26 protein-coding genes are annotated in these 24,690 nt (G+C 68.1%); 18 read left to right on the top strand and 8 right to left on the bottom strand.

What is annotated here, in order from left to right; genetic code table 11:
- The first annotated feature begins 48 nt into the window (after window positions 1-48).
- Genes J2753_RS07710 through J2753_RS07720 form a run of 3 tightly spaced genes read left to right on the top strand, consistent with a single transcriptional unit; the run spans window position 49 to window position 3,545 of the window.
- Window positions 49-894: a QueT transporter family protein gene (locus J2753_RS07710; protein ID WP_209491360.1), complete on the top strand. Its 846-nt coding sequence runs from the start codon at window positions 49-51 to the stop codon at window positions 892-894.
- Window positions 895-939: 45 nt separating this feature from the next.
- On the top strand, window positions 940-2,763 hold the full coding sequence (locus J2753_RS07715) for an ABC transporter ATP-binding protein (protein ID WP_209491361.1): 1,824 nt from the start codon (window positions 940-942) through the stop codon (window positions 2,761-2,763).
- The gene (locus J2753_RS07720; protein ID WP_209491362.1) at window positions 2,760-3,545 is read left to right on the top strand and encodes an energy-coupling factor transporter transmembrane component T family protein; all 786 of its coding nucleotides are present in this window, start codon (window positions 2,760-2,762) and stop codon (window positions 3,543-3,545) included. Before J2753_RS07715 ends, J2753_RS07720 begins: the two co-directional genes overlap by 4 nt.
- A 6-nt stretch (window positions 3,546-3,551) precedes the next feature.
- On the opposite strand, the gene J2753_RS07725 is transcribed toward J2753_RS07720, so the two are convergent.
- Complete coding sequence (locus J2753_RS07725) at window positions 3,552-4,793, bottom strand: adenosylhomocysteinase (RefSeq protein ID WP_209491363.1); 1,242 nt, start codon at window positions 4,791-4,793, stop codon at window positions 3,552-3,554.
- Window positions 4,794-4,921: 128 nt separating this feature from the next.
- Between J2753_RS07725 and J2753_RS07730 the strand changes: the two genes are divergently transcribed.
- From J2753_RS07730 to J2753_RS07760, 7 genes are all read left to right on the top strand, one after another.
- The gene (locus J2753_RS07730) at window positions 4,922-6,205 is read left to right on the top strand and encodes an erythromycin esterase family protein (RefSeq protein WP_209491364.1); all 1,284 of its coding nucleotides are present in this window, start codon (window positions 4,922-4,924) and stop codon (window positions 6,203-6,205) included.
- A gap of 65 nt (window positions 6,206-6,270) precedes the next feature.
- Window positions 6,271-8,844, top strand: coding sequence for a dihydropteroate synthase (gene folP, locus J2753_RS07735; RefSeq protein ID WP_209491365.1), 2,574 nt, complete (start codon window positions 6,271-6,273; stop codon window positions 8,842-8,844).
- Between the two features lie 32 nt (window positions 8,845-8,876).
- Window positions 8,877-9,590: an RNase P subunit p30 family protein gene (locus J2753_RS07740; protein ID WP_209491673.1), complete on the top strand. Its 714-nt coding sequence runs from the start codon at window positions 8,877-8,879 to the stop codon at window positions 9,588-9,590.
- Window positions 9,587-10,189, top strand: coding sequence for a class I SAM-dependent methyltransferase (locus J2753_RS07745; protein ID WP_209491366.1), 603 nt, complete (start codon window positions 9,587-9,589; stop codon window positions 10,187-10,189). Before J2753_RS07740 ends, J2753_RS07745 begins: the two co-directional genes overlap by 4 nt.
- Window positions 10,186-10,665 (top strand): Rpp14/Pop5 family protein, encoded by a 480-nt coding sequence (locus tag J2753_RS07750; RefSeq protein ID WP_209491367.1) that lies wholly within the window; start codon window positions 10,186-10,188, stop codon window positions 10,663-10,665. Before J2753_RS07745 ends, J2753_RS07750 begins: the two co-directional genes overlap by 4 nt.
- Window positions 10,666-10,667: 2 nt before the next feature.
- Window positions 10,668-11,444, top strand: coding sequence for an archaeal proteasome endopeptidase complex subunit alpha (gene psmA, locus J2753_RS07755; RefSeq protein WP_209491368.1), 777 nt, complete (start codon window positions 10,668-10,670; stop codon window positions 11,442-11,444).
- Between the two features lie 7 nt (window positions 11,445-11,451).
- Window positions 11,452-11,862: a GNAT family N-acetyltransferase gene (locus tag J2753_RS07760; protein WP_209491369.1), complete on the top strand. Its 411-nt coding sequence runs from the start codon at window positions 11,452-11,454 to the stop codon at window positions 11,860-11,862.
- Window positions 11,863-12,127: 265 nt separating this feature from the next.
- Here J2753_RS07760 and J2753_RS07765 read toward each other — a convergent pair whose 3' ends face one another.
- Entirely contained in the window at window positions 12,128-12,475 is a 348-nt protein-coding gene (locus J2753_RS07765) for a helix-turn-helix transcriptional regulator (protein WP_209491370.1), read from the bottom strand.
- Between the two features lie 86 nt (window positions 12,476-12,561).
- Between J2753_RS07765 and J2753_RS07770 the strand changes: the two genes are divergently transcribed.
- On the top strand, window positions 12,562-12,903 hold the full coding sequence (locus J2753_RS07770) for a glutaredoxin family protein (protein ID WP_209491371.1): 342 nt from the start codon (window positions 12,562-12,564) through the stop codon (window positions 12,901-12,903).
- Window positions 12,904-13,014: 111 nt separating this feature from the next.
- Window positions 13,015-13,575: a DUF7110 family protein gene (locus tag J2753_RS07775; RefSeq protein WP_209491372.1), complete on the top strand. Its 561-nt coding sequence runs from the start codon at window positions 13,015-13,017 to the stop codon at window positions 13,573-13,575.
- Between the two features lie 41 nt (window positions 13,576-13,616).
- Here the strand turns inward: J2753_RS07775 and J2753_RS07780 are convergent, their stop codons facing one another.
- Complete coding sequence (locus J2753_RS07780) at window positions 13,617-13,967, bottom strand: HesB/IscA family protein (protein ID WP_209491373.1); 351 nt, start codon at window positions 13,965-13,967, stop codon at window positions 13,617-13,619.
- Window positions 13,968-14,140: 173 nt separating this feature from the next.
- Between J2753_RS07780 and J2753_RS07785 the strand changes: the two genes are divergently transcribed.
- From J2753_RS07785 to J2753_RS07795, 3 genes are all read left to right on the top strand, one after another.
- The gene (locus J2753_RS07785) at window positions 14,141-14,617 is read left to right on the top strand and encodes a hypothetical protein (RefSeq protein ID WP_209491374.1); all 477 of its coding nucleotides are present in this window, start codon (window positions 14,141-14,143) and stop codon (window positions 14,615-14,617) included.
- A gap of 83 nt (window positions 14,618-14,700) precedes the next feature.
- Window positions 14,701-15,669 (top strand): phosphoadenosine phosphosulfate reductase family protein, encoded by a 969-nt coding sequence (locus J2753_RS07790; RefSeq protein ID WP_209491375.1) that lies wholly within the window; start codon window positions 14,701-14,703, stop codon window positions 15,667-15,669.
- A 172-nt stretch (window positions 15,670-15,841) separates the two neighbouring features.
- Window positions 15,842-15,979 carry a DUF7503 family protein gene (locus J2753_RS07795; protein WP_209491376.1) on the top strand — a complete coding sequence of 46 codons (138 nt, stop codon included), beginning with the start codon at window positions 15,842-15,844 and terminating at the stop codon, window positions 15,977-15,979.
- 6 nt (window positions 15,980-15,985) lie between these two features.
- On the opposite strand, the gene J2753_RS07800 is transcribed toward J2753_RS07795, so the two are convergent.
- A complete protein-coding gene (locus tag J2753_RS07800) occupies window positions 15,986-18,028 on the bottom strand; it encodes a caspase family protein (RefSeq protein WP_209491377.1) in 2,043 nt (680 codons plus the stop codon).
- A gap of 162 nt (window positions 18,029-18,190) precedes the next feature.
- Between J2753_RS07800 and J2753_RS07805 the strand changes: the two genes are divergently transcribed.
- The gene (locus tag J2753_RS07805) at window positions 18,191-18,901 is read left to right on the top strand and encodes a diphthine--ammonia ligase (RefSeq protein WP_209491378.1); all 711 of its coding nucleotides are present in this window, start codon (window positions 18,191-18,193) and stop codon (window positions 18,899-18,901) included.
- A gap of 42 nt (window positions 18,902-18,943) precedes the next feature.
- Here J2753_RS07805 and J2753_RS07810 read toward each other — a convergent pair whose 3' ends face one another.
- On the bottom strand, window positions 18,944-20,842 hold the full coding sequence (locus tag J2753_RS07810; RefSeq protein WP_321168790.1) for an ABC transporter substrate-binding protein: 1,899 nt from the start codon (window positions 20,840-20,842) through the stop codon (window positions 18,944-18,946).
- 197 nt (window positions 20,843-21,039) lie between these two features.
- Here J2753_RS07810 and J2753_RS07815 point away from each other — a divergent pair, with 197 nt between their 5' ends.
- On the top strand, window positions 21,040-22,179 hold the full coding sequence (locus J2753_RS07815; protein WP_209491380.1) for an acyl-CoA dehydrogenase family protein: 1,140 nt from the start codon (window positions 21,040-21,042) through the stop codon (window positions 22,177-22,179).
- Here J2753_RS07815 and J2753_RS07820 read toward each other — a convergent pair.
- Window positions 22,167-22,400, bottom strand: a complete 234-nt coding sequence (locus J2753_RS07820; RefSeq protein ID WP_209491381.1) for a DUF7542 family protein — start codon at window positions 22,398-22,400, stop codon at window positions 22,167-22,169. The genes J2753_RS07815 and J2753_RS07820 overlap by 13 nt on opposite strands.
- 126 nt (window positions 22,401-22,526) lie before the next feature.
- On the opposite strand from J2753_RS07820, the gene J2753_RS07825 reads away from it, so the two are divergent.
- Window positions 22,527-22,895, top strand: coding sequence for a cupin domain-containing protein (locus tag J2753_RS07825; RefSeq protein WP_209491382.1), 369 nt, complete (start codon window positions 22,527-22,529; stop codon window positions 22,893-22,895).
- On the opposite strand, the gene J2753_RS07830 is transcribed toward J2753_RS07825, so the two are convergent.
- Together J2753_RS07830 and cyoE are read right to left on the bottom strand one after the other, a co-directional pair.
- On the bottom strand, window positions 22,896-23,630 hold the full coding sequence (locus J2753_RS07830; RefSeq protein WP_209491383.1) for a hypothetical protein: 735 nt from the start codon (window positions 23,628-23,630) through the stop codon (window positions 22,896-22,898).
- Between the two features lie 2 nt (window positions 23,631-23,632).
- Window positions 23,633-24,688 (bottom strand): heme o synthase, encoded by a 1,056-nt coding sequence (gene cyoE / locus J2753_RS07835; RefSeq protein ID WP_209491384.1) that lies wholly within the window; start codon window positions 24,686-24,688, stop codon window positions 23,633-23,635.
- Window positions 24,689-24,690 lie beyond the last annotated feature (2 nt).

Genomic DNA, 24,690 nt, shown 5'->3' on the forward strand with positions numbered 1-24,690 from the left:
CCTCCGCCGGTGGGTTTATGCTCCCCTGTGCAATCCATCAAGCCGTCCATGCGAGAGCTCCTTACGATGTGGCGCGACACGAGAATGATCATGCTCACCGCGGTGGTGGCGGCGGTGTACGCGGCGGTACTCATCCCGTTCAACGCCATCGTCATCATCCCCGGCCTCACCAGCGTTCGCCCGGCGAACGTGTTCCCGGTCATCTTCGGCATCATGTTCGGGCCGGCCGCGGCCTGGGGCAGCGCCATCGGCAACCTCATCAGCGACATTTTCAGCGGCCAGTTCGGCGCCGGGAGCCTCGGCGGCTTCGTCGGCAACTTCGCGTTCGGCTTCGTCTCCTACCGGCTGTGGGGCAACCTCGGCGCGCTCTCCAGCGGCGAGGAGCCCGACTTCCGCGGGAACTCGGGGCGTCAGCTCGTCGAGTACGTCATCATCGCCGTCGTCGGCTCGACGGCGTGTGCGGCCATCATCGCCTGGTGGCTCGACATCCTCGGCCTGTTCCCGTTCTCGGTGTTCGCGACCATTGTCACGATCAACAACACGCTCGCCTCGGCGGTGCTCGGGCCGCCGCTGCTCTACCTCGTCTACCCGCGGATCAAGGAGATGGGCCTGCTCTACCCCGACGTGCTCCGCAGCGAGGACTACGACACCAGTGCCGGCGCGCGCTCGACGCTCGGCGGCTACGGCGTCGCCGCGACGGCGATCCTCTGGGTCGTCATCGGCGTCGCCATCGGCGTGGGCGTCGAAGGGTTCGGCTTCTTCGTCTCGATGGGGTCGGTGTTCAATCAGGGCGGCTCCACCATCCAGATGGCGCTTGGCGCGGTCGGCTTCCTCAGCCTGTTCGCGTTCAGCTTCCTGGCGCGTGAGCGCTTCTCCCAGATCCGCCGGAACTGACCGGAAGGGTAACGCATAACCGCGACCCTCCCACTTCTCGAACCGATGACTTCCAGTGACGGTATCGCGGCGCGACTCCGGGACGTCGTCTTCTCCTACGACCGGGGCGCGGATCTCGATACCGCCGACCTGTCCGCCGACGCCGATCCCGACGACCGCGAGGGGCCGGTGCTCCGGGGGCTCGACCTCGACGTGCCCGCCGGCTCCTTCACCGTCGTGATGGGCGCCAGCGGCGGCGGCAAGTCGACGATGCTGCGCACGCTCAACGCCATCATCCCCGACTTCATCGACGGCTCGTTCCGGGGCGAGGTCAACGTACTCGGCCGCGATGCCACCCAGACCCGGGTCAGCGAGATGGCCCACGACGCCGGGATGGTGCTGCAGGACTACGAGTCACAGCTGTTCGGGACCAGCGTCGAGGCCGAAGTCGCCTTCGGCCCCGAGAACCTCGCGGTCCCGCCGGAGGATATCGGCCCGCGGATCGACGAGTCGCTCTCCCTCGTGGGGCTCCCGGACCTCGACCGACGGCGGGAGCCTTCGGGACTCTCCGGCGGCCAGAAACAGCGCCTCGTCTTCGCTGGTGTCGCCGCCACGCGACCCGACCTGCTCGTCCTCGACGAGCCGACCTCCGACCTCGACCCCAAAGGCACTCGCGACATCGTCGACGTGGTCACCCGCCTCTCCGAGCAGGAGGGGCAGGGCTGGAGCGGCCCGGAGACAATCGTCATGGTGACCCACAAGATCGAGGAGGCGCTGTTAGCCGACCGCGCGGTGCTGCTGAAAGGCGGGAAGGCGTTCCGCTCCGGCCCGCTGCAGGAGGTGTTCACCGACGTTGAAGCGCTCCGCGAGGCGCGCGTCGCGGTACCGCCGCTTGTCGAGGCGTTCGACGCACTCGGCTGGCCCGACGAGGACCTGCCACTGGTCCCGAAAACGGCCGCCGAGCAGGTTCGCGCGAGCGATCTGACCTACACGGGCCCGAAGAACCCCGAGCAGGCGCCTGCGGGGACGGGTGCCGAAACGGGCGAGATGCTGTTCGAACTCAACGACGTGGAGTACGCCTACGAGACCGACCGTGGCCCCGTCACCGCCGTCGACGGCGTCGATATGGCCGTCAGGGAGGGCGAAGTGGTCGCGCTCGTGGGCCACAACGGGTCCGGGAAGACCACCCTCGCGAAGCACTTCAACGGCCTCCACGCGGCCGACGCCGGCGACGTGACCTACAAGGGGCGGTCGGTGCCGGACTACCGGATGTCCGAGATCGGCCGCGAGGTCGGCTACGTGTTCCAGAACCCCGACCACCAGATCTTCGCCGACACCGTGCGCGAGGAGGTCGCGTTTGGCCCCGAGAACTTCGGACTCGAGGGCGAAGAACTGGACCGGCGGGTCGACCACGCGCTCGAAACGGTCGAACTCGACGGCCTCGACGATGAGGACCCGTTCTCGTTCTCGAAGGGCCAGCGCCAGCGGGTCGCGCTCGCGGGCATCCTCGCGACCGACCCCGAGGTGATCGTCTTCGACGAGCCGACGACCGGCCTCGACGCCGCCCAGCAGCGCCAGTTCATGGACCTCGTGGGGAAACTCAACCGCGAGGAGGGGCTGACCGTGGTGATGGTGACCCACGACATGGCGACGGTGGCGCGCTACGCGCCGCGGACCGTCGTCATGCAGGACGGCCGTGTGGCCTACGACCGCGCGACCCGCGACCTGTTCGCCGACGAGTCGCTGCTGGCGCAGTACGACCTCGTCGCACCGCACCCGACGGAGTTAGCCAACCACGTCCGCGACGACGACGATGCGCCGGCGCTCACTGCCGAGGAACTGGTGACCGCGCTCGGCGGTGAGGGTGTCTACAGCGGAGGTGAACAGTGAGCGATTCCACCTCGCTGTACGTCGACGGCGACTCGCTGCTGCACCGGCTGGACCCGCGCTCGAAGCTCGCGCTCTCGCTGGCGCTGTTCGTGCCAGCGTACGTGTTCGGCCGGCCGGAGTACATCGCTATCCCGCTGGTCGTCGCGTTCGCTGGGCTGCTGGCAGGCGGCGGCTGGCGCAACCTCAAGCGCATCTGGTTCATCCTCGTGGCGCTGTTCGTCGTGGGGCTGGTGCTCTGGCCGAACTTCGTCGAGCCGAGCGGCCCGACGCTTGTCGACGCCGGACCCATACTGCTGACACTGGACCAACTCCTGTTCGCGTTGGGGCGCTCGCTCCGCATCGCGACGTTTGTCGTCACGGGGTTGGCGTACATCTCGACGACGGCCAACGAGGAACTGGTCCGCGGGATGCGCGGGCTGGGGATCCCCTACGCGTTCTGTTTCGCCGTGGGGACCGCGCTGCGCCTGTTCCCAACCTTCCTCGGCGCCGCCGGCACCGTCCGGCAGGCACAGGAGGCCCGGGGACTGGATCTCTCGGCCAGCAACCCCATCGAGCGCATCCGGAACTTCGTGCCGCTACTGATCCCGGTGTTCATGACCGCGTTCAGAAACGTCGAGACCCAGTCGATGGCCTTGGAGGCCCGCGGGTTCGACACGCGTCGGGAACGGACGTTCTACCGCGAGTCCGCCTTTGCTGTTCGGGACTGGGCCGCAGTCGCGCTCGCCGTCGCGGTGGTCGTCGGCGCAGTTGCGCTCTCCTCGACGGGCGTCGGCACGTTCTGAACCGGCTCAGAACGCGCTGCCTTCGTTGCGCCAGTCCTCCGCGTACGCGACCTGTTTCTCGGTGACGGCGTCGGTGTCGATATCGAGCGTCTCGAGCTTTCGCTCAGCCATCTGGCGGTCGAGGCGGTCGGGGATGGCGTACAGCCCCGGCCCGAGGTCGTGGTCCCGGGTCAGCAGATCGTCGGCGGCGACGAACATCATCGCGTGGGTGGTGTCGATGATCTCTGCGGGGTGGCCGTCGCTGGCCGGGCCGGTGAGGTTCACCAGCCGGCCGTCCGCGAGGAGGTTCAGGTGGCGGCCGTCGGGCGTCGTGTACCGGGTGATCCCCTCGCGTGGCTCGCTGACCGATTCGGCGTACTCCGCGAGCCCGTCGAGGTCGATTTCCACGTCGAAGTGGCCGGCGTTGGCCAACTGGGCCCCGTCCTGCATCGCCTCGAAGTGCTCGCGCCGGATCACGTCGCGGGTGCCCGTGCTGGTGATGAAGATGTCGCCGATTTCGGCGGCCTCGGGCATCGACAGCACGCGGTGGCCGTCCATGTGGGCTTGCAGCGCTTTCCGCGGTTCGACCTCCGTGACGACCGTCTGGGCGCCGAGGCCGCGGGCCTTTCGAGCGATGCCGCGGCCGCAGTAGCCGTAGCCGGCGACGACGACCGTCTGGCCGGTGATCACGGTGTTGGTCGTGATGGAGACGTTCACCAGCGCGGACTCGCCGGTGCCGTGGACGTTGTCGAAGAAATGCTTCATCGGCGTGTCGTTCACGCTGTAGACGGGGAACTCCAGCACGCCGTCACGCTCCATCGCCTCCGCGCGGGTGATGCCGGCGGTGGTCTGCTCGCCGCCGCCGAGGATCTGCTTCGCAATCTCTGGGTGCTCGTCGTGGACCTTCGCGATCAGTTCACAGCCGTCGTCGAGCAGGAAGTCCGGTTCGCGCTCCAGCAGTTCGTGCTGAGCCTCGTCGAACTCCGCGTCGGACATCCCCTCGCGCACGAACGCGGTGATCCCCGGCTGATCGTCGAGATACTGGACCACATCGCCGTGGGTCGACTGTGGCTCGGAGGCGGTGAACAGCACCTCCGCGCCCGCGCGGGCCAGCGTCTCGACCAGACAGCCCGAAACCGCCTCCATGTGGGTCGCGAGGCCGATGGTGTAGCCCGCGAGCGGTTCCTCGTCGTCGTACTCGTCGCCGAGGGACTGGAGCACCGGCGTATACTCCCGCGCCCACGACAGCGGATCGTCAGTGGTTGACACGGCTGGGGTTTTGCGCGGGAGGCGATAAAGCGACCGGAGGCGGCCGACGTGGCTAGCGGAGTGTGGGAGTGGGTGGGCGCTCCTCGGATCCCCAACAGCTTTGCCCAACCGACCGGTCAGTCGGCTACATGACCTCCTCCCGAGACGTCCGAACCCTCGACGCGCTTCGAGATCACGCGACCGTGCTAGCCGGGGATTCCGCGGCCGATCTTGAGCCTGTCGCCGACGCGCTAGCCGACAGCACCGTGGTCGGCATGGGCGAGGCAACCCACGGCACACACGAACACTTCCGGCTGAAAGCGGCCCTGTTCCGCCGGCTCGTCGAAGATCACGGGTTCCGGTTGTTCGGCTTGGAGGCCAACTACTCCGAGACGCTGGCGGTGGATCGCTACGTTCGCGGTGCCGACGACGCCCCCGACTCGGCAGCCGACGCGCTGGCGGCGACGTACTTCTGGCCGTGGTACGTGGCCGAACTCCGGGATCTGGTGGAATGGATGCGGGCGTTCAACGAGGGCCGGTCTCGGGAAGAGCAGGTGCGCTTCTTTGGCTTCGACTCACAGCACGTCGTCGGCGGGGCGAAGGCACTCCAGCCGTTCCTCGCGGATGCGGACACGGAGTTGCTGGCGGAGCATCGCGAGACTCTGGAAATGATGGCGGACTGGGGGCTGGATCACGAACACGACGACGAGATACTGGACCCGCGGATCGACCACGCGAGGGCGTCCGTCGACGCCCTCCGCGAGCGACTCGACGAACGGCGGGGCGAGTACGTCGACGCGACCTCGGAGCGGGCCGTTCAGCGCGCGGAACTCCACCTCGCGACCATGGCTGACACGGTGGAGATGCGCGACGCTGACTCGGTCGTCGAGGGAGGCCGTATCCGGAACCGCGCGATGGCCGACGGCGTCGACCGGCTGCTCGACGCGAGCCGCCACGATCGGATCGCGGTCTGGGCACACAACACCCACGTCCAGCGCGTGCCGTCCGAACTGGACGGGGAGGAAGTCAAGCAGACGGGGCAGCATCTCGCCGACCGCTACGGCGACGACTACGCCGCGCTGGGGTTCTCCTTCACCGGGGGCTCGTTCCAAGCAATGGCGCAGGACGACGACGAGTTCGGCCTCCGAGATTGCTCCGTTGAAGCGGCCTCGGAAGGCTCGATCGGCGCGACGCTCGCCCGGATCGACGGCTCGCCACTGTTCCTCGACGTTCGGGACGCCACAGACGACACCCCACTCGACAGTTTCCTTCGCACGGGGCGACTGTTCCGCAGCTTCGGCGGTGGCTACCCCCGAAACGAGTTCGAACCCGAGATGGTGCTCACCGACGCCTTCGACGCGCTGATCCACACCGATGAAACCACGCGAGCGGTCCCACTCGGCCACCCAAGCGAGATCGACAGTTGGGGGTAGGGCCGGTTCCGGCAACCCCGCGCTCGTCCGAAACGGCCAAACGCCCACCGGTCGCAACGTCGCCCATGCAGTACCACGAGGCCGCGAACTTCCTGTTCGACCTCCGGCGGTTCGGCGTGGACCCCGGGGTCGAGTCCGTACGGGACCTGCTCGCGGCGGTCGACGCAGGCTTGCCGGCACAAGGAGCCGGCGAGGACCCCCACGCCGGGTCGGGGCCCGCCTACGTCCAGGTCGCCGGCACCAACGGGAAGGGGAGCACCGCGCGCATGGTCGAGTCAGCGCTCCGGCAGGCCGGCCTCTCGGTGGGGCTCTACAGCTCACCCCACCTCGAGGCGATGGCCGAGCGCATCCGCGTCGACGGCCGGGCGATCCCCCGCTCCGCGGTCGCCGCGTTCGTCGAGCAGGCCAAACCGTGGCTGGTCGACCGCGCCGCCGAGGGCGCGCCGCTGACGTTCTTCGAAGTCGTCACCGCGATGGGGATCTGGCAGTTCGAGCGCCGGGACGTCGACGTGGCCGTCCTCGAAGTCGGCCTCGGCGGCGAACTCGACGCCACCTCCGTCGTCGATCCGGTCGCGAGCGCGGTCACGAACGTCTCGCTGGAACACACCAGCGTTCTCGGCGAGACTGTCGAGGAGATCGCGGAGACGAAAACCCACGTGGCTCCGGAGGGCCGCCGCCTCGTGACCGGCACGGAGGGCGCGGCCCTCTCGACGGTCCGGGACGTTGCGGGTCGCGTCGGCGCCAGCGGCGTGATCACTGTCGGCACCGACGACTGGAAGGGCGAGGGGGCGACCGAGGACGTAGATCACGCTGGCGGCGGATCTGCCGCCAGCGGCGCGCATCCGGACGTGACTGTCGCCTACGAGGGCCGGGTGAGCCACCAGCAGGCCGCGGTCAGCGTGGCGGCCGACGACTGGGCCGTCGACGCCCAGATCCCGCTGCTCGGCGAGCATCAGGCGATGAACGCCGGGATCGCCTGCGTGCTGGCCCGGCAGGTCGGTGAGGCGCTCGACGTCCAGGTCGGCACTGACGAACTGGCCCGCGGCCTCGCCCGCGCGGACTGGCCCGGCCGCTTCGAGGTGATGGCGCAGGCGCCGCTGACGGTGCTCGACGGCGCGCACAACCCCGAGGCCTGCGAGACGGTCTCAGGGACGCTCTCGACGTTCGACTACGACGACTGCCACCTCGTCGTCGCCGCGATGCACGACAAGGACACCGCCGCGATGGCGGCGGCGCTGCCCGACGACGCGACGGTGACGACCTGTGCGCCCTCCATCGACCGCGCGGAGGACCCCGAGGTGCTCGGCCGCACGTTCGAGGAAGCCGACTACGACGCGGTGACGGTGACGGGATCGGTCGCGAACGCGCTCTCGCTGGCGCGCGAGGCCGCCGACGAGGAGGACGCGGTTCTGGTTACTGGCTCGCTCTACGCCATCGCCGAGGCCCGAGCAACGTGGACCCGACTCCAGATCCCCAAACGGGTCGACTCCGTCGACGACGCCGAGAGCGTCCTGCGGGAGGCGCAGGTCTCAGAGCCCGGGATCTGGCGGATGCGCGGGAAGGCCGACCACCGCGTGCTCCACACCCGGGTCCAGGAGCGCCAGGCCGAGTATCTCAAACAGGAGATGCTTTCCCTCGACGGCGAGTGCTCGGCGTCGGCGCTCCGCACCGGCGGCGAGCTCCACGACGTGGTGCTCTCGGGGACGATGGCGCAGTTCAAACGCCTCGCCGAGAAGCTTCAGGGCCAGCCCTGGGGGCTCTCGGAACTTGGCGAAGAGATCCGGGCGCGGTTGGGGATCCAGCACAGCGAACCGGACCGGAATCTCCCGTGGCCCCAGGACCGAACCGTCGTGATGGGGATCCTGAACGTCACGCCCGACTCGTTCCACGACGGCGGCCGGTACGAGCGGATCAAGGATGCCGTTGCACGAGCGGAGGCGATGATCGACGCCGGCGCCGACGTGATCGACGTGGGTGGCGAAAGCACCCGGCCGGGCGCCGACCCCGTCGAGATCGAGGAGGAACTCGACCGGGTGGTCCCGGTCGTCGAAGAACTGGCCGATCTGGAGGTCCCCATCTCGGTCGACACACGCCGACCCGAGGTGGCTCGCGCAGTCATCGACGCCGGCGCCGACGTGCTCAACGACGTTGAGGGGCTGCAGGACCCAGAAATGCGCCGCGTCGCCGCCGAGACGGGCGTGCCGGTCGTGCTGATGCACTCCATCGAGGCGCCGGTCGACCCCGAGAACGAGATCCACTACGACGACGTGGTCGAGGAGACGATCCGCGAACTCGGCGACCGCCTGCTGGCCGCCGAGAAGGCCGGCGTCGACCGCGAGCAGGTGATCATCGACCCCGGAATCGGCTTCGGGAAGACCGCACGCGAGGGGTTCGAACTGCTCGACCGCCTCGCGGAGTTCGAGGCGCTGGGCTGTCCGCTGCTGTTCGGCCACTCCCACAAGTCGATGTTCGGACTGACGGGCGAGCAGGCCGGCGCCGCGCCGAACTCCACCATCGCCGCCACCGCCATCGCGGCGCGCAACGGCGCCGATATCATCCGCGTCCACGACGTGGCCGAGAACGTCGCCGCGGTGAACGTCGCCGACGCGGCCGCGGATCCGGAGGGGTTCGAACCGTGAGCGACGACGGTGGGGAGGGTGGTGACAGGAACGTGGACGGAAGCGAGGAGTTCGGCCCGTTCGAGGCTGTCTACGCCCATCCTGTGGGCCAGTCGACGGCCGCACGGCAGGTCAAAACCGCCGCGGAGTTCGGCTTCGAGGGCGTCGTCGTCCGCACGCGCGAGGCCGAGTACGACCCTGGGGAACTCGCCGGGCGCCACAACATCGACGTGGTTCGGGGCGTCGAAATCGACGCGCAGGACCCGGAGCGCGCGAGCGGCGCCATCGGGAACCACCGGAGCGAGTGCGTCGTGCTGCTGGTCCACGGCGGCACGGACGCACTCAACCGCTTCGCAGTCGAGCAGGACCGCGTCGACGTGCTTACGAAGCCGTTCGACGGCGAGGGTGACGTGAACCACGTGCTGGTGAAGGAGGCAGTCGCCCACGACGTGCGCATCGAGTTCGACCTCGGCCCAGTGTTACGCGACGACGGCGGGACACGGGTGCGACGGCTCCGAAAGCTCCGAAAGCTCCGGGAGCTGATCGACTACTACGACGCGCCGTACGTGGTGAGCGCGACGCCTGCGTCACACCTCCGGCTGCGCGCGCCCCGAGAGCTGGCGGCGGTGGGCGAACAGATCGGCCTCGGTGCCGACGGTGTCCGCGAGGGACTGGCCGAGTGGGGCCGGCTTGCGGCGCGCAATCGGGAGCGCCTGTCCGAGTCGTTCATCTCCCCGGGCGTCAAACGTGGACGGGAAGAAGAATGAAGCGCTCTATCGAGGACCACGCCGCCCGCTTCTCCGCGGTCGCCGCGGAGTACGACGAACAGCAGGACAGCGACGAGTACGGCGCCTGTGCGTCGCTGGTGATCGAGGGAGCCGACCCCGGACCGGAGGAGACGGTGCTCGATCTGGGCACCGGCACGGGCGCCATCGCGCTCGCACTCGCACCCGACGCGGGTCGCGTGCTCGGCCGGGACATCAGCGAGGGGATGCTCGCGGAGGCCCGCCAGAAGGCCGAGGCCGGCGGCCACGAAAACGTCAGCTTCGGCGAGGGCCGATTCCGCACGCCGAACGTCGACGCGGACGTCGACGTGGTGGTCTCGAACTTCGCGATGCACCACCTCGCGGACGAGGAGAAGCGCGAGGCTATCGAGACAATCGCCGCGCTCGAACCGCGGCGGTTCGTGCTTGGCGACGTGATGCTCTCTGCGGCGATTCCCGAGGGTGAGGAGCAGTATTCGCCCGAGGTCGACGACCCCGCGACCGTCGGCGTGCTACTCGAGACCCTGACCGACGCCGGATTCTCCGTTTCGAATGTGACGCTCGTGAGCGACCAGTACGGGGTGCTCGTCGCCGACCGATGAAGCACCTCCCCAAGCATCTCCAGCCACGCTGGCGCTACCTCGCCGTCGCGGTGGAGACCTGGCCCGACGCCGATATCGGCCGCCGGGCGTTCCAGCGCGAACTCTGGTACGCCGGGCAGAACCTGCTCGGGGACCCGGGCAGCGCCGACGCCGACCTCCGCCTCCTGCGCTACGACGTTGCGGAGGGGACCGGCGGCGCCATCGTCCGAGTCCGCCGGGGCGAGGTCGAGGCCGCGCGTGCAGCGTTGGCCTGCGTCGACGAGGTGAACGGCCACCCCATCGGGCTCCGGCTTACCGGCGTCTCGGGCAGCGTCGACGCCGCTTCGGAAAGCTATTTAGGCGATCCAGCCGGCAGTTCGACACAGGAAGAGGTCACGTTCGAGGGTGCCGACCATCCGGCTCACCGCCGGGACGGCGCCGTCGACGTCGAGACGCCGACGGGGTGGCTCGGCGCGACCGTTCACGACTGCGAGTAATCATGCAAGGACAACAACAGCAGGCCTACGACCGCGGTATCACTATCTTCTCGCCCGACGGGCGGCTCTACCAGGTCGAGTACGCTCGCGAGGCGGTCAAGCGCGGCAGCCCCAGCGTCGGCGTCCGGACCCCGGAGGGCGTCGTGCTGGCGGCGGACAAGCGCCGCCGCTCTGAGATGATCGAGCCGGATTCGGTGGAGAAGCTCCACAAGGCCGACGGCCACATCGGCATCGCCAGCGCCGGCCACGTCGCCGACGCACGGAAACTGATCGACGTGGCCCGGCGGGAGGCCCAGACCAACCGACTGCGCTACGGCGAGCCGATCACCGTCGAGACGCTGGCGAAGACGGTGACGGACTTCGTCCAGCAGTACACCCAGTACGGCGGCGCGCGGCCGTTCGGCGTCTCGCTGATCGTCGGCGGCGTCACGAACGGGCGCCCGCGCCTGTTCGAGTGTGACCCCAGCGGCACGCCCTACGAGTGGCAGGCGCTCTCCGTGGGCGCGAACCGCTCGGAGATCCGGGACCACCTCGAAGCCGAGTACGAGGAGGAGATGACCCTGGAGGACGGCGTCGACCTCGCGCTCTCGGCGCTCACGGTCGTCGACGACGAGGAGATGACCCCCGAGGGCGTCGACCTCGCCACCATCGACGTCGAGACCGAGGAGTACGTTCAGTTGCCCGATGAGGAGATCGAGGCGCACCTCGCGGAGCGCGACCTGCTGGCCGAGGACGAACCCGAGGACGACGAAGACGCGGAAGAAGGCAGCGAGGAGTAAGGCGGCGATGGAGTACGAACTCCGCGAGTCGCCGCCGACGGTCAGTCGATTTCTGGAACTCCGCGCCGCCGCGGGAATGAGCGAGCGCTCGCGCGAAGGAGTGGAACGAGGACTGCCGAACAGCGTGTACGCCGTCTCGGTCGTCGACGATGCCGGCGAGACGGTCGGGATGGCCCGAATCGTCGGCGATGGTGGCGCCGTGTTTCACATCTGCGACATGGTCGTCCACCCCGATCATCAGGGACAGGGGCTGGGAAGCCGGATGATGGACGCGTTGATGGACTGGATCGGCGAGAACGCCCCTTCGCAGGCGTACGTGAACCTTCTGGCGGACGTGGATGGTTTCTACGAGCAGTGGGGGTTCGAGCGGAGTGCGCCGGCGTCGAAGGGGATGTACTACCGCGTGTCCGAGGCGTAGCCATCGCTGGGTGGATGGTTTTCGGAGAAATGGTCACGGCGCAATCGCGCGCCGTGATTCATTAGTTCAGTACACGATCACGGCATAGGCTCCGAGCAGCCGACACAGGGTCGGCTGCTGGTCACGTGCCGTCACCAGAAATCTCCGATTTCTGGTTGGCTAACGGGAGCTTCGCTCCCGTGAACGTGATCGGTCAGTACACGACCACGGCATAGGCGCCGTACTCGCGACACGGAGGTCGCTCGAGGTCACGAGCCGTGATCGGTCAGTACTCCTCGTACGCCAGCGTCATCAACCAGTTCGAGAACGCCTCGGACTGGGGATCGACCTCCTCTTCGCCGATGAAGGGGGTCAGCATGTCCCCGGCCATCAGCAGCGAGAACTCCAGGTCACGGGTCCGGGGTTTCAGCAGATACGTGTTGTGCCCGCTGTACACCGCTTCCTCGCGCTGGATCAGGTCCTGTTCGGCGAGGGATTCCGCGATGCGGCTTCCCTTGCGCGAGGAGATGTCCAGTTCCTTCCAGAAGTCGCTCTGGTAGATCCCGCCGGAATCCCGGACAAGCTCCAGCGCACGCCGCTCGTCTTCGCTGAGGTCGAACTCGGCCGCGCTCATACAGAACGGTTCACGGGCCGAGGGTTAAAGGCTACCGTCCCCGCGGCGCAACCGTTATCCGCGCCAGCGCCCTACTCCCTACCGACATGAGCTCCCAGAGCGAACTTACCGAAGAGGACGTCCGTGAGCGGGTCGAAGCCGCTATCGACGAGAACGAGGTCGTCCTGTTCATGAAGGGGAACCGGCTGATGCCCCAGTGTGGCTACTCCCAGCGCGCGGTTCAGCTGATTTCGCAGTACCGCGCGGAGTTCGAGACCATCGACGTACTGCCGGCGCTTGGGCTGTACCGGTCGGTGCTCGAGGAGGAGTCCGACTGGGAGACGATCCCACAGACGTTCGTCGATGGCGAGTTCGTCGGCGGGAGCGACATTCTTGCGGAGCTCGAGGAGCGCGACGAGCTCGCCGAGACCGTCCGCGTCGACGCCTGAACCGCGGGCAACAACAGCTAAAAGCCTCGCCCGCCTACTAACCGACGTACTTGCGGCTCCGCGGCCCGCCGGCCGCGGTACTCCCACACCAACCCACCCATCACCCCACAAATGAATGGTCGCGTATTCCGACTCCACTCGACCCTCGAACTGCCGCTCGAAGATCTCGAAGAGTTCCTCGAAGATCCCGAGCTCCCGCCCGAACTCGACGACGTCGAGCTCACGCGGCGCAACAACACGCTCATCCTGAAAGCGGTCGCCGAAGAGGCCGACATCGGGAAGTACACGCCCACGGCACAGCTGAAAGCCAGCGTTTCCGAGACACGCGTCTACGAGGAAGAGCCACCCAAGACCGCCCCTACCTGGGGCGAGGAGGAAGAGGAGGAGATCCCCTCCGAACTCGTGGAGTTCGCCTGCTTCAAGGGCGACCGCGAGACGGTGCTCCAGAACAGCGCGCTGCGCTTCCCGATGTTCCTCGTGCTGCGCGAACTCGCGCTCATCTCCGAGAAGGGCACCCTGACTGCCGTCCTCGAGAAGGACAGCGATCTCCAGGCGGTCCGCATCGTCGAGGGCGAGGAGCTCCCCGCGAGCGTCGAAGTCGTCGAGAACCCACGGCAGGGCAACGGCGAGGACGGCGGCGTCAACTGGCGGGACAACGAGTTCATCAGCTAATCCGCACCCCCTTCTGCTGACTGCGGCCCGCCGCGGGCCGACTACCTGAACGAGAGGCCACAGCCACACTGCTCCTCGGCGTTCGGGTTCTCGACTTTGAACCCCTTCCCGTGTGCCGACTGGGTCACGTCGATATCGGTCCCCTCGACGTAGGCCACGGCTGCCGGGTCAACGAACACCCGGACGCCGTGGCGGTTGTCGACGACATCATCTTCCGCGGGCGAGGCAGCCAGCCCGAATCTGTAGGAGAGCCCCGCACAGCCGCCACGCTCCACGGCGACGCGCAGGCCGGCTGTCGACGGGTCGTACCCCTCGTCGTCGAGAATCGACGCGATCCGGTCGTCTGCCCGGTTCGAGAGCGTGATCACAGGCTTCGAGGATTGCTCGCTCATCTTCCGACCCCCGTCGCCCCAGCGCTAGAACCGCCGCCGCGACGCGCGAACACGCGGCCGGCCGCTGTCGTCTCCGAATACATCGAGTACGACAGCTACCGAACCGACGGGGAAAAGTGCGACGGCTGGCCCGGATCCGAAGCTTCTCGTCGCCGCGCCCGAGAGTCGACGCTATGAGCGACGACGCGCCGGGGGACGAGAGCCTCCCGGAGGCTGACGATCCTGGCCACGCCCTGCCGGAGGAGGAACTCCAGTACCCGACGATCACTGTCGAGGAGGGAGAGATCGAACCGGACGGCTCGTTCGACCTCTCGACCGAGACCGACCGGGAGGAGATGCGCGAGGTGGCAGAAGCCATCGCCGGCGCGCTGGCCAGTCACGACCTCGGCATCGAGACCGACGAAGGAGTCACCACCCTCGGCGTCGGCCCGAAGGCCGTCGACCTCTCGTTCGACCCCGACGAGAGCCATCGTGGGGAGTTGGAAATCTCGTTCCGTCTGCCCGCGAAGGCGATGTTCGTCGACGACGGCTCCGGCGAGACGGTCGGGTCCCGCGGCGACGCCGGCTTCGTCCCCGAGTCGATGCTGACCAACGACGAGGGCCGATTCCGGTGTTACAGCTGGGTCGACGACCCGGAATCGCCGGAGTGAGGTGACTGTCGAGGGGCGGGGAGCGGGCCGGCGACCGGCTGACACAAGAACTTTGAAGGTCCGTAATTACATCTAATTAGACGATGAGCGAGTTCCCCGACTACCTGGACGTCGACTACACCGGCGGCGAGGGCGAGTCCCCCGAGGACTACCCGAGCCTCCAGCACAAGATCGAGAAGGCCATCGAGGTCACCCGGACGGGCCTCGAGGAGTACGAGAACCCCGCGATCATGTGGACCGGCGGGAAGGACTCCACGCTCACGCTCTACTTCGTGAAGGAGGTCGCCGAGAAACACGGTCTCGAGATGCCGCCCGCGGTGTTCCTCGATCACTACCAGCACTTCGACGAACTGATCGACTTCGTCGAGCACTGGGCCGACGAGTGGGACCTCGACGTGCACTTCGCGCGCAACGAGGATATCGGTGCATACGTCGAGGAGCACGACCTCACGCCGGGCGACGAGATCGAGATCTCGGAACTGAACGAGCAGAACCGTCATCACATCCGGAATATCCTCGAGTACGAGGAGGACACGTTCCCGTTCCTGCTCGACACCTACGTCGGCAACCACCTGCTGAAGACGGTGCCGCTGAACAACGCCATCGAGGAGCTGGACATCGACGGCATCGTCTCCGGCGTCCGCTGGGACGAGCAGGAAGCCCGCGCCGACGAGACGTTCTTCAGCCCGCGCCACGACCCGGAGATCTACCCGCCCCACGACCGCATTCAGCCGATCCTGCAGTTCGACGAGCGCGCGGTCTGGGACTGCTTCTGGCACTACGTCGTGCCCGATACCGTCGAGGCCTACCCCGAGGAGGGCTACGTCCCCGACGACGCCGACGACCTGCCCAACGGCCTCACCCAGGACGACATCCCGGTCTCGCCCAAGTACTTCGCCGGCTTCCGCTCGCTGGGCTCGGAGGTCTCCACCGAGAAGAGCGAGGACGAGCCTGCGTGGCACCAGGACCTCGAGAACACGACCGAACGCGCCGGGCGTGCCCAGGACAAGGAGGACCTCATGGAGCGCCTCCGTGACCTGGGCTACATGTAGCGTCGGGGGACCCGACTGCCGTCCCCGATTCGGACGGAAGCGCCGTCGACGACGCCGATTTTTGCCCGTCTGTGAACCACTATCGGCCGACTGCTTGTAGAAGATAATTTCAAATTTTCTCAATACGTATATTTAAGATATATTTTTCCTATCTCGAACGGTTTGAGACAACATGGAATCCAACAGTTCGAGCATGGCGGCGTACCTCGCGGAGCACCCGAAGATGGTCGGCGTCCTGTTCACGATGCTGCTGTTGCTCTCTCAGAGCGGCACTGTCGCCGGGGCACAGGGCTCCACTGTCGGGCCCTGAGAGCGCCTACTCGAACAGGTCGACCGAGTTGGTCCACCGGAGATCACCGTCGACGATCATCGGGACTCGCTCGGAGCGGAGCGTTTCCTCGAACGTCTCCCGATCGACCCGATAGCTCGCCATCTCGCCGACCGCGAGATACTGCCGCCCGCTCTCCTCGACGTAGGGATGGGTCATCGTCCCGAGGTCGAACCGCGAACTGGGGTACTCCTGATAGGTGAACGTGGCGTGGTCGGGCCCGCGCCCCTCACACCTGAGCAGCAGCGGCGTCCCCGAGTCCGACTGCGAGACCGTCACCCGGCCGTCGCCGACGATGACGTAGTCCCGCCGCGAGATGCGGGTGCGCTGGATCACGTCGAGTGCGCCGTGGAAGTCGAAGCCGATGTCGAGTAAGTGCGCCAGATGCCGGCCGGTCTCGGTCGCCCGCGCGTTGCCCACGGCCGTCAGCGTGACCACGCCCCCGAACGCGCCCGCGTTCACGAGCGCCTGCCCCTGTTCGTGGGAGCGACAGCCGTTCAGCAGGAACGCTTCCACGCCCGTCGACTCGAGCGTCGCGAGGTCGAGATAGCCGTCGCGACACTGGACGCCCTCGTCCTCGACGTGGCCGACGTAGTGGAGGAAGCTGGTGTCCTCGGCCAGCACCTCCCGGAGTTCCGCCGTCGTGAGGTCGTCGTGCCGACGCACTTCGAAGCTGAGCATGTCCAGGAAGCCGTACAGCTCATCGTCGAGTTCGTCGAGCATCTCCGCGTCGTTGCAGACCAGCGTGACCGTGGTCGTCCCGTCCTCGTCTGGCTGCCGGTCCAGCCGCCGGCGGTAGGCGTCGACGGTCGGTTTCGAGGCACCCATCGGGAACCCCTCGCCGACCCAGACGTGCCCGTACGTGTCCGTCGGTACCGGGGAGACGATGGCGCCCTCGTCGGCGTTCTGGGTCTCCTCGGTCGCGGGCCCGCGGAAGAACTCCCCGAGGTCGTCGTCCCCGGTATCAACGGGGTCGGCCCCCGTCGGCGCCGGCGACCGGACTGCCGCGAGATCGTTGACGACGTACGGGAGGATCGCGGCGTTCCGGGCTTCTGGCTCGACATCGGCGGTCAGGTGCCAGTCGAGCAGATCCGCGGTTTTCTCGGTCGGGATCGAAAGGTACGCCGCGGTCCGGTCGGCGATTGGGAGGTCGTACCACCGCTCGGGGTGGATCTCGGTTCGCGCGGCCAGCTGCTCGTGCTCGGCGAGTTTCACGGGATAGCGCCCCTCGGTCCGGGTCACGCAGTCGAGCAGGAAGCAGTGGTGCAGCGTCTCGGCGACTGCCGTCGGCAGGTCGCCGGTGAGGGGGAACGACCCGCCGCCGGCGACGACCCGCGGGTCGCCGACGCCCGTGACGATCTCGGCGCCGAGGTAGTACGAAAGCGGCGCGACCGTGAACACGCTCTCGTAGTCCTCGGGTACCTCGATCCTGATCCCGGTGTCGGGCCGTTCGAGCCCCTCGGCGTCGAACTCGTCGCCGACGACGAGCCGTGGCGGGTGGCCCCGCAGCGTCGGGAAGGAGCGCTCCGGCGAGGTAGTCTGCAGCGCCGAGCCGAACAGCGAGAGCCCCCGGGCGACTCCCGCGGGCGTCTCCGGTACCGTAACCGTCCCGGCCGGTCGCTGGTGGAGCGATCGGGCGCCGACAGTGACGGATCCGGGGTCGTCGAACTGCACCAGCGTGCGGTTCCCCTCGGTCTCGATGGCGGCGGGACCGTCGAACCGGAGATAGAGCTTCATCGGCGTGTTCGTCGCCTCGAAAAACGTCGTCCCGGCGAGGTGCTGCTCGCCGCCGGCGACGAGTTCGCGGAACCCGCCGTCCTCGTCCCGGAGGTGGTAGTCGACGACGGTCGGCAGGCAGAGCTGATCAGTCTGGATCTCGACGGCGGCGTCGAGGGGTGCGGGGAAGGAGTCGGTCGAGGCGGGCGCCGGCTCGATGGGGGCGTCCTCGGTGCCGATGTCGAGGACGTACTCGACCTCCTCCAAGCTGTCGAGCAGCCTGAGCCCCCGGTCGACGGCCTCGAACCGGATCACGGCGCGCTCACCGTGTGCCGCGCCGCGGCCGCGTTCACTCCCTGGGGGGTCTCGGCTGGGCGGTGCATACCTCCCGTTGGCTCAGCGCCGGCAAAAACTGCGCGGTGGGGGCACCGGCGTCGAACCGGAGGCGGTATGTTCCCGGCCCGACTCCGGCCGGACATGACCTGGGTGTGCCTCTTCTCGGGCGGCAAGGACTCCGCGTGGGCGCTCTACCGCGCCCAGCAGGAGGGGCTGGACGTCGGCCGACTCCTGACTGTCCACCCCGCGGGCGACTCGTACATGTACCACACGCCCGCGACGCATCTGGCGGGGCTCGCCGCCGAGAGCATCGGCCTCCCGCTGACGGAGATCGAACCAGACGACTTCGGCGCCGACGACGTCGTCGACGCCGGCGCGCAGGGTGACGCCGAACTGGAGCCGCTGGAGGCCGCGCTTCAGGCGATGGCCGACGATCCGGCGTTCGACCTCACGGGCGTCACTGCCGGCGCCGTCGAGAGCGAGTTCCAGACCGCCCGAATCGAGGGGCTCTGTGACCGCCTCGGGATCGACCTGTTCGCGCCGCTCTGGCAGCGCGACCCCGAGACGCTCGCCGAGGAGATGTTGGCGGCCGGCTTCGAGATCAGGATCGTACAGGTCGCGGCCGCGGGGCTGGACGAGTCGTGGCTGGGCCGCACGCTCGACGCCGATGCGCTCGCGGAACTCCGGGAGCTGAACGATCAGTACGGCGTCCACGTGCTCGGCGAAGGCGGGGAGTTCGAGACGTTCGTTGTCGGCGGCCCGCACATGGATCGCCGGGTCGGGTTGGACCTGCGTAGCGAGTGGGAGGGATCACGGGGCCACGTCGTCGTCGAAGACGCCTGGCTGGAGTGAGTCGGCGACCTCCGGGCGCTCGGGCTCCGCTTCGGACGCAGCCTACTCCTCTCGCGTCCAGGCCGCGAAGTCCCAGCCGTTGAAGTAGTCCTCGCTCGGGCCGCTGATGTCGCTGGCGTAGCCGATGGTGTCCGCCGGGAACGAGAGCATCCCCATCGGCTGGTCCTGTGCGATATGCTCGAAGATCTTCGTGAGCGTCTCCTGAAGCGCCTCCTCGCTCTCGGCGCCGCGCGCTTCTGCGAACAGCCCCTCGGCGTCCCAGTCAGGGTAGTAGCCGTAGGGGTTGTACGCGTCGTCTTCGACGAAGAAGATGCTCGCAGTCGTGGGGTTGAGCGGGTAGGTGTTGAGCCCCCAGACGATCTCCATGTCCCAAGAGTTGGCGCTCGTGACCTCGCGCGGCCCGGCGTTGAACGAGCCGTTGGACCACTCGTACTCCTCGGGGTTCTCGGGGAGTTCCTGTTGCCAGTAGTTCGTGTTGAACGTCGTCGTGTCGATGGCTTCGGGGTGGACGACGATGCCGGCGTTCTCCTCGATCTCGCGGGCGATGAACCCGGCTTTCGAGCGCTCGAGTTCGTCGCCGGCGCCGTAGTAGAGGTCGATCTCACACTGCGCGCCGCTGGGGTTCAGCAGGTACTCGTCGCCGTACTCGTAGTCGGTGTCGGCGATGGCCTCGCGGATCCGGCTCCGCGTCGCCTCACGGCCGTAGAGGTCGCCGGTCCCGTACTTCGGGATGTCGGCGTCCTCGGGGTACCAGCGAGACCAGCGGGGCTGCCAGGTGTACTCGACGTTGGCGTAGCCCCGTTGGACGCCCTGTACGATGCTCCCCTTGTCGACGGCGCAGGCGAGGCCCTGCCGGAACTTCGTCTCCCGGAACAGGTTGCCCGGGCCGGCGCTCCAGCCGTTGTCCCGCATGTTGTAGGTCAGGACGTCGTTGTACGGCTGCGGAACGACCTTCACGTCGACGCCGTCGAGTTCCTCGGTCCGGGCGACCTGACTCGGCGGGACGCCGGCGCTGTCGGTCTCGCCGGTTTCGAGTGCGCCCAGCCGCGCGGCCTGCTCCTTGACGACCGAGGACTCCAGCCGTTCGAAGTACGGCGCGTTCCCGAACAGCTGGGGCACGTCGTCGGCCTCGCGGAGGTAGTACTCCTCGTTGCGGACGAACGAGCGCTCGCTGCCACGGTTCCACTCCTTCAGGGTGTAGGCGCCGAGGTTGCCGGCAAAGGAGAGGTTCAGCAGTTCCTGATCGCGCTGCAGCCCCTGGGCGTCCTTCGACTCCACGTACGGTTCGAGGAGGCCCTTCGGGATGGGGTAGAGCAGCGGGTCCTGCGTCTCGGGGTAGAGCAGGTTCGCCTCGGGCAGCGTAATCTGGAACTCGAACTCGCCGGTCTGTTCGACGGACACCTCGCTAGGCCACGAGGAGGCCTGTGCCGTCGCCGCCCAGTCGGACTGGTGGACCGCCCGGACCTGGTAGACGAAGTCCTCGGCGGTCACCTGCCCGTAGGGCTCGCTGAACCGGAGGTTCTCACGGAGCACCGCAGTCCACGTCTTTCCACCGTCGTCGGTCGATAGCTCGTAGAGCTGACTGAACGACTCGTTGCCCCGTCGGTAGGCGTAGCCGGCGTCCAGCGCGTAGCTGATGATGGTGCCTGCGGTGCCCTCACGGTTGTACAGCGGGTTCAGCGTGTTCACTCGCCCGGATGTCACCGTGCGGTAGGTGCCGCTGACCTCGGGGAGCGAGTCGCGTTCGGTGCCGGTTGGCTCGGCCGTCCCGAAGGCGTTCTCCTCGGTCTGGGTCGCCGTCGACTGGGCGTCGCCGCCCTCGTCGCCGCCGGTACAGCCGGCCAGCCCAGCGGCGCCAGCCACTCCGAGCGCCTGAAGCCATCGTCGTCGAGTCGTCGCCGCGCCGTCGCTGCCTTGCGGCCGCTCAATCGAACGTTTCACAGTACGCGGGATACGCGGTGGGAATACAAAAGACTTCTTTGATGCGCAATGGTAATCTGCGGTTCTCGGGACCTCTGGCGCCCCATTTGTGTTGTTTACAGTTAACATGCAACGGGAATCGAGTGACCCCCGACCACTGACCTCGGCGGCCGGGGGCGCCGGGCGTGTTTAACTATGGTCGGGTCTAAGCCGGCCGCATGGATTTCGCGCTGACCGAGCACCGACGCGCCCTCCAGTCGGAGGCTCGCGAGTTCGCCGAGACGGAGATTCGTCCCCGGGCGATCGAGTTGGACCGAGAGGAGGCGTACCCCGAGGAGATTCTCGACGCGCTGGGCGACCAGCGCTACGCCGGCCTGACGCTGCCCGAGACGTACGGCGGCCGTGGCGAGGGGCTGGTCGAACTGGTACTGGTGATCGAGGAGCTATCGGCGGCGCTGATGCCCGTCGCGAGCACGCTCGCGCTGCATCTCGGCGTCGCCACGGTGATCGAACGGTTCGGCACCGACGCCCAGCGCGAGCGTTTCCTCCCCGAGATGGCGACGTTCGACACAGTCGGCGCACTCGGCCTGAGCGAGGAAAACGCCGGTAGTAACAAACTGGAGATGGGGACCACCGCCGAACGCGACGGCGATGGCTGGCGACTCGACGGCCACAAACAGTGGGTCACGAACTTCCTCGACGCCGACTACGTGCTCACCTACGCCAAGACCGGCCCGGACGCCGACGCACCGCACAACGTGACTGCCTTCCTCGTCCCGACGGAGGCGTTCGACGTCGACCGCGTCTGGGAGACACTGGCCGCCCGCCCGGTGAAGTCGCCGCGGGTCTCGCTCGACTCGGTCCACGTGCCCGACGAGCAACGCGTCGGCGAGGTTGGTGAGGCGTACGTCCAGCGCGGCGAGATTCACACCGGCGTGAACGTCCCGGCCCGCGGCGTCGGCATCGCCCGGGCCGCGCTCGCGGACACGGTCGCGTACACGACCGAGCGCGAGCAGTACGGCCGCTCGCTCAGCGAGAATCAGGGGCTGCGCTGGGAGTTGGGCAAGATGGCCGAGCGCGTCGACGCTGCGCGCCTGCTAACGCTCCGGGCGGCCGACCGCGCCGACAGGGGCGCGGAAATGGGCCGAGCGTTCAGCATGGCCAAGATCAACGCCACGCAGGCCGCCGTCGACAACGCCAACGACGCCGTCCAGTTCCACGGCGGCGTCGGCCACACGACGGACCACCACGTCGAGCGCTACCTCCGGGACGCGAAGCTACTCACCATCGCCGGCGGCCCCAACGAGGGCCACAAGGACACGCTCGCGGCAGAAACGATCGCCGACTACTCGCCCTGATACAGCGGCGACTCCGTGTCGGTACAGTCGGGGCTCCCACAGACGCCCGCCTCGTCGCCCGCGCGCTCGACGCCCGAGGCTAACTGGGGTAGCTCCCACGTCGCCTCGTGACCCGTCTCGGTCCGGTGGTCCTCGATGAACGACCGCGCCGACCCGAGGCCGTCGAACGTCTCCGTCAGGCCACACTCGGGGCAGTCGACGGTGACTCGCTGCTGACTCATTACCCGACCTACCGGCGCTGGCCACTTAGCGCCCGCGGCCTCGGTCCCGACCACGATCTGCGACGACCGCCACCCGCGAACGTATTCGGCACAACCGGGAGGCCGGCGCCGAAGCGAGCCGTACGCATGCCGCACACCAGCGTCGACGCCGAGCGCGCGTACGGAGACGCCCGATTCACGGCCCGGGAACTGTTCCGGACCGAGCGCAGCAAGACCGTCTGTGGCTACTTCGAACCCGGCCAGTTCATCCCGGTCCACGCGCCCGACAGCGACGTGACCGTCGTCGTCCAGTCGGGCCACGGCGTCGTCCGCGAGGGCGAGCAGACCCACGAAGTCAGTCCGGGATCGGTCGTCACGGTGCCCGCTGGGGAGGACCGCGGCGTCAAAGCCGGCGACGAGCGACTGGAGACGGTCCTCGTGACGGCGCCGCCGCCGACCGACGCCGAGCACGAACCGGTTCGAAACGGACTCAAAAACGACGAGTTCGAGCCGTAGCTACCCGTCGTCGATTATCGCCAGCCGACGGGTGTAGCGCCGGACCATCCCCCCGTCCTCGTCCTGCAGGCGGACGGTGAACCGTTTCTCCCCGGCGACGGTCTGGATGTTCTCGTCGTGGACGGTGAACTCGTAGGGCGGATCATCGTCGACGAGCAGTCGACTGTCGCCGCTTCGAACCTCGATTCGGTCCACGGCGTCGGTCTCGCTCAGGTGGCAGTGGACCGAGGTCCCGTTCTGTGTCGTCGACTTCGTACAGAGCAGGTCCGGGCTCACGTCCGGGCTGTTCGACCCGAGCGCACTCTGGAAGTCGACGACCATCGGGCCCGCGGGGAACGTTCCCAGCACGATCACGAACGCCAAGAAGGCCGCCAACATTCCGTTGGGTAGTCGTTTCCCGAGGTCCTGTTTCGCGCCGGTCGAGCGCCGCCAGCGGAACGCCAGCGGGAGGACGACGAGGTGGTGGATCGGCCCGTAGACGATCAGCGCGAACCCGTAGGCCATCGGGTACTGCAGCAGCGTCAGTTCCGGGTTGTACGAGTAGAGGACGTTCGCCCCGGCCCAGAGGAAGAAGCCGAAAAACAGCAGGCCGCCGGCTTTCAGCACCCGCCAACTCGGGGAGTTGGCGTAGTAGACCGTTTTCAGCGTGCTCCAGGCGCTACTGACGAGGCTACGGACGCTGACCGACGGCTCCTCGGGGCTCGGCCGGTCGCCGCCGACGGAGTCGTCGGACATCGTCACTCACCCTTCCCCGGCCGGTCGTGTTCACGGGCCATCCTGAGTTGGAACGCGGCCACGCCCGCCGCGATCCGGTCGGTGACTGGGCGCCACTCGCCGCCCACCGAGGCCGGCACGCCCCGGAGCGACGGCTGGGCGGCCCACATCCCGACGAACAGCGCCGGCAGCGCAGCCAGCGTGAGTAGCTGACTCCACGGCGTCAGATCCGGGAGCACGCCGCCGGCGCCCCACGCGACGAACAACACGGCGAGATAGAGGTTCGACGTGAAGAACGCCCGAACTGCCGTGCGCTCGCTGCCGGTCCGGAGGAACGGCCGGAACCCCAGCACGAACAGCACGCTCCCGGCGACGGCGGTGACGGCGTAGGGTGGCTCGGCGAAGGGGATGACGGCGAGGACGGTGGCAACCGTCGACCAGACGGCGTAGCGGATCCCGCGCTGGACCTGCGCCGTCGACGCCACCACCGGAAGCGTCGGGATGTCGACCGAGGCGAACTCCTCGCGGTAGACGTACGCCAACGCCCACGCGTGGGCAGGCGTCCACGCGAAGACGACCAGCGCCATCACGAGCGGCGCCGCCGTCAGCGGTCGCACCGCGGTCCAGCCGGCCAGCACGGGAAACGATCCGGCTGAGCCGCCGAGGACGACGCCGAGCCAATGGCGTCGCTTGAGCGCGACCGTGTACAGGCCGACGTACGACGCGAAGCCGAGCAGCATGAACGCGACTGACTGCGCGGGCAACAGCGCGAGACCGACAGCGGTTCCGACGACCACGAGAGTCGTCGCGAACGCGGCGGCGACGCGGTGATCGAGGCGACCGCTGGGCAGCGGTCGGTCGGCGGTTCGCTCCATATGCTGGTCGAGGTTGCGGTCGTACCAGCAGTTCCACGCCGCCGCGCTGGCGGCGATGCAGGCGCCGGCGACGACGAAGCCGGCGACTGTCGCCGCCGACGCGCCGCCGGCCGCCAGCAGCGAGAACGCGCCGGTGACACAGAGCAGCGTCACGATACGGGGCTTGACCAGCGACCAGAGGTGTGCAGGGAGTTCGGTGTCCATGG

Source organism: Halolamina salifodinae, from assembly GCF_017874235.1.
GTDB classification, from domain to species: Archaea; Halobacteriota; Halobacteria; order Halobacteriales; family Haloferacaceae; genus Halolamina; species Halolamina salifodinae.